Source organism: Paenibacillus abyssi, from assembly GCF_014640295.1.
In the GTDB taxonomy this organism is placed as follows: Bacteria; Bacillota; Bacilli; order Paenibacillales; family Paenibacillaceae; genus Paenibacillus_D; species Paenibacillus_D abyssi.
Map to the genome: position 1 here is coordinate 314,566 of NZ_BMGR01000002.1, position 17,427 is coordinate 331,992.

Genomic DNA, 17,427 nt, shown 5'->3' on the forward strand with positions numbered 1-17,427 from the left:
CTTCTATTCTGCCTGGATGTATTCAACCGACTGGCCGGTTTCGGATCTGCCGTGGAGTAGCTCCATTGGTACCCATCTATATTCCCCATCGGTTTGGGGCTCTCTTGGTGGTGTTTTAGCTATATTCGAACGCAGGATCGTTATGAATCTCCCATCGATTGTGGTTGTCCCGTAATCAACGATATAGGAGCAGCTTTGCGCGACCCCATTAATAATCCAGTTGCTGCTGTCTCCATAAATGCCGAAATCCCAATAGCGGTTAAAGTTGTCCCCCGTAAAGTGAACAAATGAGACATCATAGACGCGTAATATTTTGGGCAGGACATTCCAACCGCAATTCAAATGCTCCTCCACCATGCGGATCCGCTCCGGAGTCAGCTCCCAGTACAAATAGAGAGAATTAGGGTTCCTTGGCAGTGCAGTTAACTGATCCGCGCCATAGCGCTCGTCAATCAACGTATCCTCCGTCCAGCCGTTCTGCCGATGGCTCGTCTTAGCCGTTTCTGAACTGCGAAATTTCGTTAGATGATACTTCAGCCTCCCAATCGGCACCCCCAATTGTTCCGCCACTTCCCTTTGCGTTTTCCCGGATTCGAGTAATTTCATGATCGTCGTCATTTCCAACTAAATAATCCTCCCATACCAGTATTTTCAGTGTGCCAATGTGATCACGCTGCACTAGTTAAAAGTGTACAACAACCGATTTGATAAGTTTGCCGAAACCCGTCTGCGGGATTTTCCGTTTTTTTGTAATAATTTATTGGCGAATTTTTCACATTCAAGGCGTTGGAGCGCTTTCATTTATAAGTTGTCTCACGGGGTTTGGCGAATTTAAATGATATGCGGTGGAACGTCCGGTTCCGGCAGGGGAAACGCCTCGATCATTCGACATCTGCCTTTGAGAGCACCCTGCCTGTTTTTTCTTTGCGCTGCATCCGTACAAGCGTTCTCCGAATGAACAACCGATTAACTGCATCATTGACAATGCGGACAAGATGTCCCGCGGGAACAAAAATGAAAAAGGGGTGTCCCCTAAGTCACCTCGGTGACTTAGGGGACACCCCCATGTTTAGGCTAAGCGGTATGGCTACTGAAGCGTTTACATCCTTGAATAACTAAGAGACCTGCAGCTACAATTTCTCGCCCAGGGTTACGGCCCGCTTCACAGCCGGATTGGCGAGGTATGCCGGATAACGGCCTGACAGCACGTCTACAATGTTTTGGGCAACCTTCCGTTTCAGCTCCTGCTCCGATTCTTCGGAATACCAGGCCGCATGCGGGCTCAAGATGACCTGCTCCATGCCAAGCAGCGGATTGTCCCCGGCGATCGGCTCCTGCTCCAGCACATCCAGTGCGGCACCGGCGATTTGCGAGGTCTGCAGTGCATGGATTAAAGCCTTTTCATCAATAACCGGGCCCCGGGACGTATTAATGATGACAGCCTCCGGCTTCATCCGGCTGAACTCCCCCTCCCCGATCAGCCCCTCGGTGGACTTCATTAAAGGCGCATGGACGGATATGTAATCCGACATTTGACATAAAGTATCGAGATCGACGGGCTCGACGTTATATTCTGCTGCCAGCTCCTCAGACATAAACGGATCATAGGCCACAACCTTTAAGCCTAATGCCTGGGCCTTCAGGCAAAGATTTTGCGGGATCTTTCCGAACCCTACTAATCCCAGCACCCGATCCCTTAAACGATAGATCGGCACCGCCTTTTTATATTCCCAGACGCCAGCTTTCACATATCTGTCCAGCAGCGATACTTTCCGCGCGGAAGTAAGCAGAAGGGACAAAGCATGATCCGCAACTTCATCAAGGCAGTAGTCGGTGCAGTTGGATACTACAATCCCTTTTTCGGTCGCCGCATCCAAGTCAATCGTATTGACGCCGACGCCATAACGGGAAATGACCTTACAGTTCTTCAAGCTCTCAATCACTTTCCTCGTTATCGGAGCATATTGGTTCAATATCCCGTCCGCATGTTCCGCAGCGCGGATGACCTCTTCCTCGGTACGGCATTGCGCTTTAATAAACTCCACATCCAGCTGCTTGAGAATGTCCTCTTCAATCTGCAAGCTTGCATATTCATAATCGGTAATCACAACGTTGTACTTCGCCAACAGGCTTCCCTCCTCCATGAGCATCAAAATTCCAATACTAGGAACAGTGTACCTTCTTCTTCCAACAATGAAAAGACCAATACCTTATCCGGTATTGGCCAATAAATGCATTTATTTGCTTGTGGTTCCTGCACTACCCTGTAAGACGCCGCCCTTCCTATGCTTGCCGCAGCAGCCTTGCATCGTCCGCGTTATTCTTCAATTCTGCTCTCGCTTGTACAGCCTCTTGATACAGCGCATCTCCATCCTTGAGCGCACTGGCAATCCGTTCGCCCGGCATGACGCGCCCAAAGCCTCTTCTCATCGTCCGCAACGTCGCTTCATGCGCGAGCGCGCTGTCCGTTGCATTGATATCTTCGCCAAACACGATATTGTAATTCAAGAAGTAACCGGTACGGGCCGTCGACTCGCAGCAGAAGTTTGTTAACGTCCCGGAGATGATAAGCGTTTTGACCCCTAAATTACGCAATACATAGTCCAAATCGGTTCCGGAGAATGAGCAGTACGCATGCTTTGTCCGGATGACCCGCTCGCCCGGCAGAGGATAGATGCCGCTGTAGATATCTGCACCCGGCGTGCCTTCTTTGATCGCCCCGTTCTTGATCGGCTCCCAAAATTCATAGAACCCATGATTGCAATCTTCTGCGATATTATGTGCGGTGAAGATAACCGGCACGCCTTGCTCTCTGCACGCCTCAATCATTTTTTTCATGCGGGGGACCATACGGTAGGCTTCCGGAACGGCCATAGGGTGGGATGGATTAACGAAATCCTCCTGCATATCGATAACCAGCAGCGCGCACTCTTCCTTCTTAATCTCGAAGGTCCAATGTTTGTCCGTGTTGTAATCTCTCTCCGCAAATTCGATAAACTCTTTCTCCCCCGAAAATACACCTTTAGACTCTAACTGCTCTGGCGTCAGCAGCTCTTCCTCTGTACGGTTATACATGCTCAAGAAATCCGACACTACTTTGCTTGTCATTTTCAACATCCTCCTTGGCTTGCTTATTTTATAATGCCGCAGAGACCGTTCCTGCTTCTTCTCCACGACAATTATTCCGGGTTTTTAAAGTCTGATGCCTTTGAATTATTGCCCCTTTGCGTAATACCTCACTTCAAATGTTTTGCAGCCATCCGGCGATTTCCAAGGCCCGTGCTCCATGCCAGGCGGCCTGCAGGCGACCATGCCGGCAGTGAACTCCCGGTTCAACGTCAGGTCGATAATCGAGCCTTCAATAATATACAGCTCCTCCCAAAAATCATGGATCTGCACACCATTGGGGCTCGTATCCGTGCCAGGAGCGAAGATGAGAATTCTCGTGGCCGCTCCCGTCTCCGGGTCATGCGCGATCACACGTTCCGACAGTCCTTCCACCTTGGAAAACGGCACTTCTTCAAACAGCTTATAATCCATAAACTCCAGTTCCGGTTTTGCCATATTGCTCTTCCTCCTCTGCATCCTTCAGCAGCTTTGTCTCATAGGTAAATGTTATTTTTCTGTCGTTCTTGCGATCAAACAGCTCCGCCTTAAATGTGCCTCCAAAGTGGAACGTCTCCCTTCTCAGCGGAAGCGTTCCGCAATAGAGCGCCATATTGGAGCTCAAATATCCCCGCTTGGCTACAAGATCAAGCAGATGCTCAGGACCCAGGAAAGCACCTAATGATCCGCTTTGGTATACGGTCTCCACGCCATTCTCCTGAACCCAGCTTTTCAGCTCAATCTCATCCCAGTGCTTCATGATCGAATCCAGGGTCCACAATTGTTTTGAGATGATCTTTGCGCAGACCTGCTTAGATTTTTGGACGGATACCGTCTCTAGCACCCGGTCCGTATGGTCGCTGCCAAGGCCGATATACCATACTCCGTTGATGTCGAGCAGGACCACCTCCGCCTCCCCGCTGCTATCGTTGCGCACAACGCGCATGCTCTCCGAGGTTTGCAGCAGCTCAGGCGAGAGATCATACAGCATCGGCACCTGCTTAGGAGCGGGTACGCCCAGCGTTTCAAGCTCTTGGATATGCTTGCGTACAGATGCCTGATCCTTCCCTGTATAACCGGCGATGACCAATCGCTCAGGCGCCCAGTTGATGGTCCTTCCTTCGCATTGAAACTCCATCTCGGCAATCACACCCTCTCTTGATGTATCGATTAAAGTATCCTTATCCACTCATCCCCGCCGCTTTCACCTCGGGAAGAGGATTGGCGCCCGGCAGCCCGTAGCTTGCAAGGAAACGCTCCACCATGTTAACCGGCTCCCCGTACCCGTAATTGCGGAACGAATAACCTTTAACCACAAACGGCGCACCGTTATAGAACATTTCGTACTGCTGATGGCGGCCGCCAAATTCGGAGCCGATAATATCCCAGGCCAGCTTCAACAATTGTATTTTCTTCTCTGTACCCACCGAGCATGAGCGTATATATCTGCGCATATCTGCTTCGGTTTCCGGATTAACCAATTCTTTATAGGAAGACGGAACCTGCAGCACGCCGCCGCCAACCAGCTCGCGCAAGATGCGGATCACCGAGGCATAGATGGAGTCCTGCATGCCTACGATGCCGTACAGAAAGCGGGGATTGGGGCGAGCTACCCCATTTTTGTCAATCAAGCATTTATACTCGGAAGCCAGCAGCATTCCCTCGACAACAGCTGCCTGCGAGGCCAATTCCCCCAAACGCTCTTGAACCTGTGAGAATTTGTCCGTTCCGTTCATTTCGGTAATTTTCTTGGCTACCCCGATGACGAACTTCAGCTTTACGCTCAGACGCGTTTGCGCCTGATTGTTGCCGAGCAGGTGGGCCGGCGTTTCGTGGAACTGCGCGCGCGTGGCTTCGATGTCTTTGTAGACAAACACCTGCTTCCAAGGAATAAATACATCGTCAAATACGACCAAAGCATCACTCTCATCGAACTGGGTCGACAGCGGATAGTCATATACACTTGGTTTGTCTGCTGCGTAACTCGGGCGCGCATACAGCTTCAAGCCTCTAGAACCGACCGGCAATACAAAGGAAATTGCATAATCTTCGTCTCCCGCCCGCAGCGGAGAAATGCAGCTGCACAATAGATAATCGCTGACCGCCGCGCTCGTTCCTAACATTTGGGAGCCCCGGACAATGATCCCGTCCTCCAGCTCCTTAAATACGCCAACCGGTAAAAACTTCTCATCCTGCTCATGCGCAGCCTTACTGCGGTCGACTTGCGGCGGAATGATGACATAGGTGACGAATAAATCGTTATCCCTTGCGTAACGGTAAAAATCGAGCACATTGGCAGCTCTCTCTCCAAACACCTCGGGATGGCTGGCAAATCCGGCCAAGAAGCTCGACACATGATCCGGACTGCGGCCTGCAAAACCGCATGTGGTCTCCGCCCAACGGGACATGGCTTGGCGGCGTTCCTCCAAATCACTACTGCTGCGTGGAATCATAAAGATTTTGTTGGCGGTTGTTCCGTCTTCCGTGAGATAGGTCATGTCGTTAGCAGAATCGGCGGCCATATCGTACAACCCGGCGAACGTCCGTACGACACCTTTGAATGCGGGATGTGCTGTTACGTCTTCAACACGTTCCCCTCCTATGTAAATGTTCCGGCCATCCCGCAATGATTCCATGTACTGTTTGCCGCTTCGAACCATCTCGATCTTCCTCTCGTCATGAGATACATCATCCGCTTTATGTATTGTGTATACACAAAGGTCTAAAGATTCACGATCGCTTCCTTCACCTCGTCATCGAGCTTTAAGTCGGCAGAAGCAATAAGCAATGTATTGTGTGTACATAAAATAATAAAAAATAAATCGGAGATAACGGATTACTTTGTTAACTACGATATTATTGCATGTTGATCTTTATGTCAATATATATAACACAAAATAATGTATTTGATTTTATGAGCAGGTTTTTCATGGTATATGTCAGTTTATATTACACATTATCCAAAATTACTGTAGGATTCGTTAGTTTTTTACCGAGTTTTTGGTTTTGTTCAAATGATCCATCATGCTTTTAGCAGCCAGTTCACCATGCTTCATCTCCATGCTTTTGATAATCTCACGATGCTCAGCCAGCACTTCCATCATTCTGTTGCTTTTCTTAATCGCTCTAAGCCCAATCAACTGTGATAAATTATGGAGATTCAAAAGAACCTGCTCGATCAGCTGGTAATCAACAAGCTTTGTAAGTTTCATGTGGAAACATTGGTCCAGCTTAATAAACGTAATTTCATCGTCCTGCGACATCGCTTCTTCTTGCTCGTTACAGATTTGATGAAGCTCCTCCAACTGCTCGGGTGTGATGATCTCGGTTAACTTTAGGATGATTTCACTTTCAATAGAGGTTCTGAGCAAAAATATTTGTTCGATCTCGCTTTCCGTTACTTTGCGCACCGCCATGCCTTTGCGCGGGATCGTAAAGATCAACCCTTCTTTGATTAGATCTTGAAGCGCTTCGCGCACCGGGGTTCTTGAGGTATTTAACAAATTGGCCATTTTCACTTCAGTGAATATTTCTTCCGACGAGATATGACCGTTCAAAATGACATCCTTAATTTCCTTATATACTCTTTCCTTAGTCGTCAGCTGTCTATCGATTGGTTTTAAATTGAATTTCGACATCTCTACTCCCCATTCCACTTCTTAATGTATACATTGTACATCGGTAAATTTTCTCTCGTCAACCACTGCGGCCTCAATCGGCGAAGCCAATAAATAAAAACCACCCCTATTCTCTCGAATGGAGTGGTTGCTGGTTGTCTGCATATTAAGCATGCCCTGGTTCGGGCATCTTCTTCTCCTTTGACAAAAACCATCCTAAGACCGCAATCGTCAGTAAGATTCCCCAGAAAATGACCTTCCACATCGTGCTTTTCGGAAATGTCTGCTCCAGCACGGCAATATCGGGGTGAGAGAGCGTATAAACGGCCAGCTTGATGCCCACCCATCCTACAATCAGGAATGCCGCCGTTTCCAGACCCGGCCTCTTCACGAGGAGATTGCCAAAGTAGGAGGCTGCAAATCGCATGATGACCAACCCAATTATTCCGCCGGTTAAGATCACCAGAAATTGCCCTCCATCGAGCCCGCCTATATTCGGCAAAGTCGTAGCCGGCAATGTGATCGCCAAAGCTACCGCAGCTAATATCGCATCCACCGCAAAGGCGATGTCAGCAAGCTCTACCTTCAACACGGTGACCCAAAAATGTTCTTGTTTCTTCGCCGCCCTCTTCATGTGAACTTCTTTTTTCACGAACAAACGCTTAATCAAATGGTTCAATGAAATGTAAATCAGATACGCGGCGCCGATCGCTTGCACATACCAGACATTGGCAAGGTACGATATGATAAAGAGCGATGCGAATCGAAAAACAAACGCACCGGCCAGACCGTAAAATAGAGCTTTCTTTCTCTCCTTTTCCGGCAAGTGTTTAACCATGATCGAGATGACCAAGGCATTGTCTGCGGCAAGAATCCCTTCAAGTGCGATAAGGACCAACAACACCCAGCCATACTCCAATAGTAAAGCGGTGTTCATACGCCATCTCCTTTCTGGAACAAAAAAAACACCTTCACCCCAAATGACTGCGGCAAAGGTATTTTATCCTGATTTTATAAAAGGAATACCTTTACCATGCGGTAAAGGTAACAATGGCGTTGCCAATTCCGGCTTACTCAAATTTCCAGCAGCTTAAACTTAAATTACCGTACTGATAGCTGCGATGCAGTAAAGTCGCCTTTTTGTTCGTATCACCGGATCCCATCGCCAGCAACAGCGGGATGAAGTGCTCCGGCGTAGGCACTGCTTCCTTTGCGTATGGAGCGATCTGATCGTATTGGAATAAGGCTTCCGTATCCCATGCGTTCAGCTTCTCCTCCAACCAGTTGTCAAATTCCGCAGCCCATTCGTTGATGTGGGAAGCTCCCCACTCCAACCGCCGCAGATTATGCACAGTACCTCCGCTGCCGATGATCAATATATCCTTTTCCCGGAGGGAAGACAGCGCCTGACCGATCTTATATTGCTCCGCATTCGACAGATAGCGGTTTACAGATAATGCGATGACTGGAATGTCCGCTTGCGGATAGAGCAGATGCAATACGACCCAGGCTCCGTGATCCAATCCCCGATTGGTGTCGATTGCTGCGGCAATGTCCGCTTGTTGGAACAATGCCTGCACTTCGCTTGCGATTGCCAAATCTCCGGCAGCAGGGTATTGCATCTGATACAGCTCGTCTTGAAAGCCGGAAAAGTCATAGATGGTTTCGTACGATGCGGCACCGGACACCAGCTGCTGCCTGCTCTCCCAATGTGCGGAGAACAGCACAATCGCTCTTGGTTTTGGCAGCTGGGGAGCCAGCTGCTTTAGAAAGTCGGTGTAATCATTTTTCTCCAATGCAAGCGATGGCGCTCCATGACCGATAAAAAATGACGGTATCATATCCATTCTCCTTATGATGTTGATGTGATCGCATCCTGCTGCAGCCAGAGCGTAAAGTCCCGCTTATTGTCGAAAGAAACCTCGTGGCCCGTTGGATACGTTTTATAGGTGACATGATTCGAAGCTTCACGGAAATACGCATAGTTGGCATCCCCCAGCTGCTTAGGAAATATGGGGTCCACCTCACCATGAGATATAAAAACAGACAGATCCTTCACCGGTTGAATCTTGTACTCACTTTTTACGAAGGCGGGAATATAACCGTTCAAGGCTACGATCCCTTTGATTTTCTCACCCATCAGAAGAGCAAGCGACATCGAAAGAATAGCCCCCTGGCTGAAGCCGAGAAGATAGCGGCGGCCAGGATCAACGGCATATTTGCCGGTAGCATAGTTTATGAAATCTTCCAGCCGCTGCATCGATTGATCGAACAGCTCGCGAACCGGATTGCCGATGCTTTTAATGTGGAAATAGGCGTATCCGCTGCCTTGCGTAAGATGTCCACGAAGACTGATCACAATAAAATCACTTTTTAATCCACCTAACAAGCCTATCATATTATGTTCATTCGATCCAAGCCCGTGCAAAGCAAACACGGTTGGATACTTGACAGCAGGATCATAGTGTTCAGGCAGCTGCACATCGTAAATATACGGCGTAGACATCGGATATCATCCTTTACTTTTAAAAAACTGATCGATTCCAAATCCGTGCTCATTCGCAATTGCGAAGTAGGCCGCCAATGCCATCAAGGCAAGATCCAGCTCATAACCGGCCATTTGGCCGTTCCCAAGCAATCCAATCGGAAGTTTTACGGTAATGATAGCCCCGAGCATGATCACGATGAATGCGATCGATACGTAGCGGGATGCAAAACCGACAATCAACAATATTCCGCCGATTAGCTCCAACAGCGCAACAACATAAGCTAAAAATTCAGGAAGGCCGATACTGCCGAACCATCCGGCCACATTGCCAAGGCCCATCTGCAATTTGTCGATCCCGTGCACCATAAAAATAATACCTAATATCACTCTCATAATCGTAGCTGCTGATTTCAATCTCATTTTTATACCCCTCACTTTGTGATTTATATTTGTTTTGCTTCCATTTATGACTTGCGTGTAATAAAAATATTTTATTCTTATTACAAAACCATTATCCAAAAATAAAAGGCTATTTCATCTTTCTCTCCCCTTTTAAAAGTATTCATATAGAAAACTTTAATTCATATTTAATAACTTTAAGTTACTACTTCCGCATTGAAATGTCAATCGTTATTTTGGTATTATGAATATAATATTTCTAACAAAAAACCGAGGAGCGACTTATGATGGATATAGGTGCGACAATCCGGGCGATCCGGAAACGAAAAAAACTAACCATCCCCCAGCTGTGCGATGGTACCGGCCTGTCCAAAGGGTTTATCAGTAATGTAGAAAACAATAAAACCTCCCCATCCATTGCTACTTTAGAGAACATAGCCGCCTTTCTAAAGGTACCTCTTCCTTATTTGCTGCTGCACAACGAGCAGCGCATGCATGTTATTCGGAAAGAAGAGCGGCAGCTTACGACAACAGGCAAAGAAAAGTTAAAGGTAGAACATCTCTCGGCTAAAGGCGGCCTGCGCATGATGATCGTTGAGTTTCCCCCCGGCGCGACAACGGGAGAAAATCCCCATGCTCATGAGGGTGAGGAATGCCATTTCGTCTTAAAAGGAAAGATTTTGGCGGAACAAGGGGAAGATACAGCTGTCCTGGAAGAAGGCGATTCCTTCAGCTGGAATGCCAGCGTTCCCCATAAAGTAACAAATACCGGCAAAGACCCCGCTCTGGTCCTCATTGCAGTCTATCGGGAAGTTCACCCGGATGAAAATATGTGACAAACCCCAAGCTCAAGCTCCTCGGTCCAAATAGAATGATTGTGTAAATCATGGTATACTTTATAGGGAAAACGCTAAAAGTACGTATTTTTCTGTAGAAAGTCTTATTCTATTACCGGAGGGATCTGCATGATTGTAGTAACGGCTATTATCAAGATCAAGGAAGAGAAACGGAATGAATTTTTGGCTGGCGTACAGGATTTAATCACTTCATCACAAGAAGAGAAGGGCTGCATCAGCTACCGCATGTATGAGGATACGGAAATTCGGAATGCATTCCTCTTCCTCGAAGAGTGGGAGAGCCAGGAAATTTTAGATCTGCATCATCAAGAGCCGCATTTTAAAGCGTTTTCAGAAACACTGGACGATTTTCTGGCGGCAGCGCCAGAGGTTAAAGTCCACGAAGTATCCGGAACAACGGTTTCCTAAGCCGCACCTAACGAAAAAACCACTCCAAGAAAAGAAATGGAGTGGTTTTTTGTTAGGTGCTAGTTCACCTTAAATTTCGACATTAAATCCTGCAGCTTCATGGCCATGCCGGACAAGGCGGCTGCCGAAGTTGTAATTTCCTCCATCGATGCCAGCTGCTCCTCAGATGAGGCCGCAACATTCTGGGAGTGCAGGGCATTATCCTTCGAGATGGTTGTGATGCCTGCGACCGTTGCGGAAACCTGCTGTGCGCTTGCGGACATTTGCTGCGCCGTTGCCGCCATTTCATCAATTTGTGCGCCAATTTGCTCCATTGACGTGACAATCTCCATGAAGCTTTCCTGCGTTTTATTGACGATTGCTAATCCGCCTTGAACTTCAAACTTCACTTGGTTGATGGAATCACTGGAACGTTCCATATCGATTTGAATTTCATTAATCATCTCTGAGATTTGCGCCGATGATTGCTGCGATTGCTCAGCTAGCTTCCGAACCTCTCCGGCAACAACTGCAAAGCCTCTTCCGTGTTCACCTGCTCTAGCCGCCTCGATCGCAGCATTTAAAGCCAATAAATTCGTTTGGTTAGCAATGTCGGTAATTAACGTGGACATTTCTCCGATCTCTTTGGTGCGTTGACCCAATAATTGAATAACTTGCCCACTCAAAATGACCGACTGGTGGATCGTATTGATTTGTTTGACGGTATCTTCGACAAATTCTCCGCCCTGCTTTGCTTTCTCCGTTGCATATTTGCCTTTTTCCGCTACGTCACTTGAGCTTTCAGCAATATTTGTTATGCCGATCGTTACTTCCTCCAACGCTTTTTCGCTTTCCTCCACCATACTGTTCTGGCTTTCAGCGCCGCTTGCCACATCCTGCATGACCTTTGTGACATGCTCAGTCGCTTTGCTGGACTCCTCTGCCCCTGCCGTGAGTTCCTCCGACGAAGCAGCCACTTGCTCCGAGGTTTGCAGCACTTCCTGAATCATGCCGCTGAGGTTTTCTTTCATATCATTGAAGTTAACTGCCAGATCACCAAGCTCATCTCCGGATTTATCCGAAATGACTGTCGTAAAGTCTCCGCGTCCGGCATGAGCAAGCGCACTGGAAATGGCGGTTAACCGCTTCTTTAACCGGTTGGTAAACCATAACGTAATTAGAACAGAAAGCACCATAACAGCCGCCAAAACGATAATGAACACGGTTAGAAATGAATTGATCGTCGTGTTGATCATTTGTTGGCTTGCGCCCACATAATAAATGCCGATGATCTCACCGCTGCCGTTCTTAATCGGCATATAGGCGGTTTGATAGCTGTGTCCCCTTACATTGGCTTCTCCGTAGTAATTCTCGCCTTTCTGTAACACTACGTCCGCTACGGCTTCGGAAACCTGGGTGCCCACAGCGCGCTGCCCGCCGTCCATGACATTGGTAGCAATACGCGTATCCCCTTGGAAGATGGTTACTGTATCACCGGTATCATTTCCGATTTCATCAACAATCTCAAAATTGTCATTCAAGACCGTTGTCCCTTTGTATAACTTCCCGTCTTGAATCGCCCAGTCTCCGGGATATTTTGTCGAGAGATACCGGTAACTTAATTCCAAGTCTCCTTTCGCCTTTTCAATGGCGAAATTTTTTATGCCCGCCGATACCTGTTGAACAACCACAGCACCAATTACAATCGACAAAAACAACACAATTCCTAAAACGATGAAATTGATCTTAGCGCCCAACCGTAATTTCAATTTTTGACTGATCATTAGATGTCCCCTTTATCAGTTGTTGTCGTATATAATATTTCTCGACAAAATAATAGAGAAAGATTAGGGTTTGATGGTAATTATCACAAATTTTAATATGTAATGTTATATCCCATATTAATGGCGGTCGATACGTAGTGTATTAAATCCTCGAACAGGGCAATTTCCTGGGGAATGATGCCAAGCTCCCGTTTGACATCCGGAAGAACAATCCGTTATGACAATTGTCATATGGAAAGATGAGAAAGATTGACAACCCTTGCTTATATTCTGTATTGTGAATGTGCAAAAATAGAAAGCGGTTACTCTTGTTGCCACCAAGGAGGAGAAACATGAGCTCACATGAAGAATTGCAAGAACGCATTCATCAGCGCGTTGAAGCCAAGCGGGAAGAAATCATTGCTTTATTGCAGGATATGGTCAGAATTCCAAGTGTAACGCATCCACCCGGCGGAGATGAAGGTCCTGTCCAGGTGTACATGGCGAACAAATATAAGGAAATGGGTCTGACTGTTGATGTATTTGAACCGACGGAAGTAGCTGGAATTGAGGAGCATGAAGGATGGTGGCCCGGTCTTGATTATACGAATCGCCCCAACGTGGTCGGTGTCTGGAAAGGCAGCGGCGGCGGTAAAACATTAATCCTGAACGGGCACTGCGATGTCGTCGATGAAGGACCACATGAATTATGGAAGCATGATCCGTTCAGCGGTATCGTCGAGGACGGAAAGTTATATGGACGCGGCTCGGTCGATATGAAGGGCGGAATCGCGGCGATGACGATGGCGGTGGAATGTTTGCAGGAGCTCGGCATCACTTTGCAGGGCGATGTCATTCTTCAAAGCGTCGTCAATGAAGAGCTGGGAGGTTATAACGGTACGCTTGCTTGTATTCTCAGAGGTTACGAAGGAGATGCGGCCATCGTTACGGAGCCTTCAGATTTAAAGATCGAGCCTGGCACGAAAGGCGGTCAAGCTTATACGATTACCGTTCCTGGCGTAGGAGCGCACCAAAGCTTCTGGTGGGAAGGTGTCAGCGCCCTGGATAAAGCCATCAGAATTAAAAAAGCAATCGAGGAATTCGAGGAAATTCGTTACCGTCAAACCAGAGATAACCTCTTATTTTCCGATCCGGTATTGTTCCCGACTCCTGCAATGGCTGACAGCATTTATTCTTTTGTTTCCGGCGATCCGGCGATTATAGGCGTGCCTTATGAAACGAAGATGGAGCTGTGGATCGATGTGCTGCCTGGAGAAGATCTGGATGAAGTGACGAAATCGTTCGAGGAGCACATCCAGAAGGAAGCATCCCTTGACTGGTATTTAAAAGATAATCCACCGATTATTAAGCGGGCCGACATGAGGCCGATTTATCCGACGCAGATTCCGCTCGATCATCCGATTGTCAACGATATGAAGCAAAGTTTTATTGTTTATATGGATGAAGAACCGAAGGTTTGCGGGTTTGAAGCAGCGTGCGATGCGATGATGTTCAATAAATTCAGCAATACACCTGCAATGGTATTCGGACCAGGGCAACTCAAATGGGCGCATCGCCCGGATGAATACATGGATATCGAGCAGCTCATTGCGTCAGTCAAGATTCTTTCATTAGCGATCGTGCGTTTTTGCGGCGTGCAATCAGAGCGATAAGTCAATACCGGATAACTGGCATACAAAAAGAGCAGGTCTATGCAATGACGCATGGACCTGCTCTTTTCTGTATGCTGTCGAACATTTACCATATTCCAAGTTTTTACTGTAAAAATCTTACTAATACTTTTTATTATGTTTTTAATGATTTATAAAGTCGTACTTTTAACGTTGACAGATAAAAGAATGTGCCATATATTAGATTTACCAGTTTGAGAACTTTTTAGTTTGTCAACTGGTATATTACGGAAACATTGAAAACAAGAAAACAAGGTCACATTCTTTTTTTCTCCTGATAAGTAAGCGTTCCCAATCTCGGGATTCAAGAAAGCGTTTACCAGGACTATCCATCATAGCTGCCCAACGAATATGCATCCTCAGTATCACATAAACCGTGCTGCTTCCGGAAGCTGGCAGAGATTTCGCAATTGGATGAATCAAATACTTGAACACCCTTTGAAGGGAGTGATGCAGGTCCCGCTAACCGAATTGAAGTTGAAGCAGGTGCGTGCAGTGAACAGCCAAGCTTGAGTGCAGTAAACAAAAGAATGAGTATTAGGGGGTTTTGTCAAATGTCGATGAAAAGGTCTATCCAACGGTTTACCGGTATAGCGATCCTCACTCTTCTGCTCGTGGTATTAGCGGCATGCGGCAATTCGAACGAACCATCGGGCGAGGGGGCGGCAAATGCCGAGGCAGGACAAAACACCGTAACGACTCAAGCTGGTCAGGACGACTCATTCTCTCATCCGATGTGGTATAAGGCGCCGACGGAACAAGAATTGGAAATGGCGAAGGCCGATAATATTTCCGACGTCCTCTTAAGTACAGGTCCGAACGGAGAGCCTGCTTTCCCGGCGTCGGATATTGTGATTACCGATGAGCAGAAAGAACAAATTAAAGCAGGCGGCTTCAGAGCGGCGATTGCCATGTCGGCCATGAATAATGACTGGGCCACTCAGCAAGTGGCAGGGATGCAGGATACGTTCAAGGAGCTTGGCATCGAAGTGATTTCCGTAACCGACGCCAATTTTAAAGATGCGGAACAAATTGCACAAATCGAAAGTATTTCTGCCCAGAAGCCTGACGTTCTCGTTGCTGCTGCGGTAAATACACAAACGACAACGCAGGTGTTCAAGAAGGTAGCCGATGCAGGCATCAAGATTGTTTTCGTCGATCAACCGGTTACCGGTCTGGTGCCTGGCGAGGACTATGTATCGGTGGTATCGGCCGATAACTTCGGCAATGGTATGGTTGCTGCGGACGAATTGGCTAAAGCCCTCGATGGCAAAGGAACGGTTGGCGCTATCTATTTCGCTCCGGACTTCTTTGTAACGAACCAGCGCTACCAAGGCTTTGTCACTCGTCTACAAGCGAAGTACCCTGACATTGAACTTATTACGACGCAAGGATTTAACGATCAGAACCAGACCGAATCGATTGCAGGCGCACTTCTTACCAAATATAAAGATATCGACTCGATGTGGGTAGCATGGTCCGATCCGCCGGCCATGGGTGTCGTTTCGGCTGCCCGCACAGCCGGCAGAACGCCTGCTGATTTCAAGATCGTAACCGAGGACCTCAACACCGGACCGGCCCTGGACATCGCACAAAACTCCTACATCAAAGGGCTCGGTGCACAGCGTCCATATGACCAAGGCGTCGCGGAAGCACAGATGGCAGCCTTGTCTTTAATCGGCGCATCAACCGAAACTTATGTCGCTGTTCCTGCATTGGCAGTCAACCGTGACAATCTGGCAGAGGCATACGAGACGATTTTCCACAAGCCGGTACCGGATAATATTCTGGAGGCATTGGGGGAATAAGAAGCTACTAACATTTTTGAAGGGAAGTACATGCCATGAACAGCATTATGGAAGCGGTATCCAAGATTCGTATTATCGATGGCCATGAACATATCGTCACCTATGAAACCAGGAGGAATGAAAATGTAGATTTCTTCGGCCTGCTGCATTACTTGGATTCGGACATGATCACAGCCGGAATGGAACGAGGCGCATTGGAGCGTCATCATCAGCGCTCTGACGAGGAGATGGCAGAGTTATTTCTTAACTACTGGCATCGGACCAGTAATACGACTTACGCCAAAATGCTGCAATGCGTGGCAAAGGACCTGTACGGCCTGGAGAAATGGGATGTTAAGAGTCTGCTGGAGATGAATGAGCAGGTTCGCCGGAAATCGGCGGACCCTACCTGGTACACCACGGTTTTGAAGGAGCGGTCGGGGATCGATATGACGTTAACCCTGCAATTGCCGGAGGTGCATACCACGAATGTTGATTTTGAACTGTTCCGTCCGGTCATGTTCCTTGATTTCACGTATAAGATTCGTTCCTTGAAGGATATCGAAGAAATTGAGAAAGAATCCAAAATCGATGTGCATACCTTCAAAGATTATCTAAATGCCGTCGATGCCATCTTGAAACGATTTGTAGATGAAGGAATGGTTGCGACAAAGCTGGGGCACGCCTACTGGCGTACACTGGAATGCGGCAAACCGACGTTATACGAGGCAGAGACCGGCTTTAACCGGATCCGAACCTCACCGATCGATGAGCAGGCTGCGCCGGAGCAGCTGAGAGCGCTTCAGGATTACTTGATTCATTTTATCATCCAACGCTCGATTGCTTACGGCATGCCGATCCAGATTCATACGGGACATCATGAGACAAGTCCCTCCGGGAACGGAAATGTGCTTACGAATTCGCAGGTAACCGGGTTAATCCCGTTGCTGCACGAATATAAAGAGGCGAAATTTGTTCTTCTTCATTCCGGATTTCCCTATCACCAGGAATATTTAAGCATTGCAAAGAATTTTCCAAACGTGTATACGGATTTGACCTGGGTGTACATCATTTCTCCAACAGCGGCGAAGCAAATTCTTCATCAAATGATCGAAATGGTGCCGCAAAGTAAAATTCTCGGATTCGGCGGCGATTATATCTATGTAGAAGGAGCTTATTCCCATCAGAAGCTGATGAGAAATATCCTTTCCGGGGTGCTTGTTGAAAAAGTCGGCGAAGGTGCGTTGTCGGAAGAGGAAGCCGTTCAATTCGCAGAGAAAGTGCTTCGTCATAACTTAATTGATTTATACAAACTTAACGTATAGGCGAGAAG

17 protein-coding genes are annotated in these 17,427 nt (G+C 47.5%); 5 read left to right on the forward strand and 12 right to left on the reverse strand.

Translation table 11 applies throughout. The features are described from left to right. Nucleotides 1-3: 3 nt before the first annotated feature. From IEW11_RS03955 to IEW11_RS04005, 11 genes are all read right to left on the reverse strand, one after another. Nucleotides 4-618, reverse strand: a complete 615-nt coding sequence (locus IEW11_RS03955) for a DUF4912 domain-containing protein (protein ID WP_229724956.1) — start codon at nt 616-618, stop codon at nt 4-6. Nucleotides 619-1,130: 512 nt separating this feature from the next. Further along, complete coding sequence (locus IEW11_RS03960) at nt 1,131-2,126, reverse strand: C-terminal binding protein (RefSeq protein WP_188529236.1); 996 nt, start codon at nt 2,124-2,126, stop codon at nt 1,131-1,133. Between the two features lie 157 nt (nt 2,127-2,283). Continuing rightward, complete coding sequence (locus tag IEW11_RS03965) at nt 2,284-3,108, reverse strand: cysteine hydrolase family protein (protein ID WP_229724943.1); 825 nt, start codon at nt 3,106-3,108, stop codon at nt 2,284-2,286. 105 nt (nt 3,109-3,213) lie between these two features. Then, complete coding sequence (locus tag IEW11_RS03970; protein WP_188529239.1) at nt 3,214-3,564, reverse strand: cupin domain-containing protein; 351 nt, start codon at nt 3,562-3,564, stop codon at nt 3,214-3,216. Beyond that, on the reverse strand, nt 3,530-4,294 hold the full coding sequence (locus tag IEW11_RS03975; protein WP_188529241.1) for a DUF2848 family protein: 765 nt from the start codon (nt 4,292-4,294) through the stop codon (nt 3,530-3,532). Before IEW11_RS03975 ends, IEW11_RS03970 begins: the two co-directional genes overlap by 35 nt. Beyond that, on the reverse strand, nt 4,287-5,765 hold the full coding sequence (locus IEW11_RS03980; RefSeq protein WP_188529243.1) for a 4-hydroxyphenylacetate 3-hydroxylase family protein: 1,479 nt from the start codon (nt 5,763-5,765) through the stop codon (nt 4,287-4,289). The genes IEW11_RS03975 and IEW11_RS03980 overlap by 8 nt, the downstream gene beginning before the upstream one ends. Before the next feature lie 321 nt (nt 5,766-6,086). Then, entirely contained in the window at nt 6,087-6,743 is a 657-nt protein-coding gene (locus IEW11_RS03985; RefSeq protein WP_188529245.1) for a GntR family transcriptional regulator, read from the reverse strand. A 145-nt stretch (nt 6,744-6,888) separates the two neighbouring features. Beyond that, entirely contained in the window at nt 6,889-7,659 is a 771-nt protein-coding gene (locus IEW11_RS03990; protein WP_188529247.1) for a TerC family protein, read from the reverse strand. Between the two features lie 133 nt (nt 7,660-7,792). Continuing rightward, nucleotides 7,793-8,563: a dioxygenase family protein gene (locus IEW11_RS03995; protein ID WP_188529249.1), complete on the reverse strand. Its 771-nt coding sequence runs from the start codon at nt 8,561-8,563 to the stop codon at nt 7,793-7,795. Nucleotides 8,564-8,574: 11 nt separating this feature from the next. Further along, a complete protein-coding gene (locus IEW11_RS04000) occupies nt 8,575-9,228 on the reverse strand; it encodes an alpha/beta hydrolase (protein ID WP_188529251.1) in 654 nt (217 codons plus the stop codon). A 6-nt stretch (nt 9,229-9,234) separates the two neighbouring features. Beyond that, nucleotides 9,235-9,630, reverse strand: a complete 396-nt coding sequence (locus tag IEW11_RS04005; protein WP_188529253.1) for a DoxX family protein — start codon at nt 9,628-9,630, stop codon at nt 9,235-9,237. Nucleotides 9,631-9,896: 266 nt separating this feature from the next. Here IEW11_RS04005 and IEW11_RS04010 point away from each other — a divergent pair, with 266 nt between their 5' ends. Together IEW11_RS04010 and IEW11_RS04015 are read left to right on the forward strand one after the other, a co-directional pair. Further along, nucleotides 9,897-10,445: a cupin domain-containing protein gene (locus IEW11_RS04010; RefSeq protein ID WP_188529506.1), complete on the forward strand. Its 549-nt coding sequence runs from the start codon at nt 9,897-9,899 to the stop codon at nt 10,443-10,445. Nucleotides 10,446-10,574: 129 nt separating this feature from the next. Next, nucleotides 10,575-10,874 carry a putative quinol monooxygenase gene (locus IEW11_RS04015; protein WP_188529255.1) on the forward strand — a complete coding sequence of 100 codons (300 nt, stop codon included), beginning with the start codon at nt 10,575-10,577 and terminating at the stop codon, nt 10,872-10,874. Nucleotides 10,875-10,933: 59 nt separating this feature from the next. Here IEW11_RS04015 and IEW11_RS04020 read toward each other — a convergent pair whose 3' ends face one another. After that, entirely contained in the window at nt 10,934-12,637 is a 1,704-nt protein-coding gene (locus IEW11_RS04020) for a methyl-accepting chemotaxis protein (RefSeq protein WP_188529257.1), read from the reverse strand. Between the two features lie 332 nt (nt 12,638-12,969). Between IEW11_RS04020 and IEW11_RS04025 the strand changes: the two genes are divergently transcribed. From IEW11_RS04025 to IEW11_RS04035, 3 genes are all read left to right on the forward strand, one after another. Continuing rightward, on the forward strand, nt 12,970-14,289 hold the full coding sequence (locus IEW11_RS04025) for an ArgE/DapE family deacylase (protein ID WP_188529259.1): 1,320 nt from the start codon (nt 12,970-12,972) through the stop codon (nt 14,287-14,289). Nucleotides 14,290-14,861: 572 nt separating this feature from the next. Further along, a complete protein-coding gene (locus tag IEW11_RS04030) occupies nt 14,862-16,115 on the forward strand; it encodes a substrate-binding domain-containing protein (RefSeq protein WP_188529261.1) in 1,254 nt (417 codons plus the stop codon). Between the two features lie 35 nt (nt 16,116-16,150). Next, on the forward strand, nt 16,151-17,419 hold the full coding sequence (locus IEW11_RS04035; protein WP_188529263.1) for an amidohydrolase family protein: 1,269 nt from the start codon (nt 16,151-16,153) through the stop codon (nt 17,417-17,419). Nucleotides 17,420-17,427 lie beyond the last annotated feature (8 nt).

Excerpts from the sequence above, each read along its gene's own strand:
- IEW11_RS03955 (WP_229724956.1), bottom strand. The coding sequence starts at position 618 with ATGACGACGATCATGAAATTACTCGAATCCGGGAAAACGCAAAGGGAA.
- IEW11_RS03965 (WP_229724943.1), bottom strand. The coding sequence starts at position 3,108 with ATGACAAGCAAAGTAGTGTCGGATTTCTTGAGCATGTATAACCGTACA.
- IEW11_RS03970 (WP_188529239.1), bottom strand. The coding sequence starts at position 3,564 with ATGGCAAAACCGGAACTGGAGTTTATGGATTATAAGCTGTTTGAAGAA.
- IEW11_RS03980 (WP_188529243.1), bottom strand. The coding sequence starts at position 5,765 with ATGGTTCGAAGCGGCAAACAGTACATGGAATCATTGCGGGATGGCCGG.
- IEW11_RS03985 (WP_188529245.1), bottom strand. The coding sequence starts at position 6,743 with ATGTCGAAATTCAATTTAAAACCAATCGATAGACAGCTGACGACTAAG.
- IEW11_RS03990 (WP_188529247.1), bottom strand. The coding sequence starts at position 7,659 with ATGAACACCGCTTTACTATTGGAGTATGGCTGGGTGTTGTTGGTCCTT.
- IEW11_RS03995 (WP_188529249.1), bottom strand. The coding sequence starts at position 8,563 with ATGATACCGTCATTTTTTATCGGTCATGGAGCGCCATCGCTTGCATTG.
- IEW11_RS04000 (WP_188529251.1), bottom strand. The coding sequence starts at position 9,228 with ATGTCTACGCCGTATATTTACGATGTGCAGCTGCCTGAACACTATGAT.
- IEW11_RS04005 (WP_188529253.1), bottom strand. The coding sequence starts at position 9,630 with ATGAGATTGAAATCAGCAGCTACGATTATGAGAGTGATATTAGGTATT.
- IEW11_RS04010 (WP_188529506.1), top strand. The coding sequence starts at position 9,897 with ATGGATATAGGTGCGACAATCCGGGCGATCCGGAAACGAAAAAAACTA.
- IEW11_RS04015 (WP_188529255.1), top strand. The coding sequence starts at position 10,575 with ATGATTGTAGTAACGGCTATTATCAAGATCAAGGAAGAGAAACGGAAT.
- IEW11_RS04020 (WP_188529257.1), bottom strand. The coding sequence starts at position 12,637 with ATGATCAGTCAAAAATTGAAATTACGGTTGGGCGCTAAGATCAATTTC.
- IEW11_RS04025 (WP_188529259.1), top strand. The coding sequence starts at position 12,970 with ATGAGCTCACATGAAGAATTGCAAGAACGCATTCATCAGCGCGTTGAA.
- IEW11_RS04030 (WP_188529261.1), top strand. The coding sequence starts at position 14,862 with ATGTCGATGAAAAGGTCTATCCAACGGTTTACCGGTATAGCGATCCTC.
- IEW11_RS04035 (WP_188529263.1), top strand. The coding sequence starts at position 16,151 with ATGAACAGCATTATGGAAGCGGTATCCAAGATTCGTATTATCGATGGC.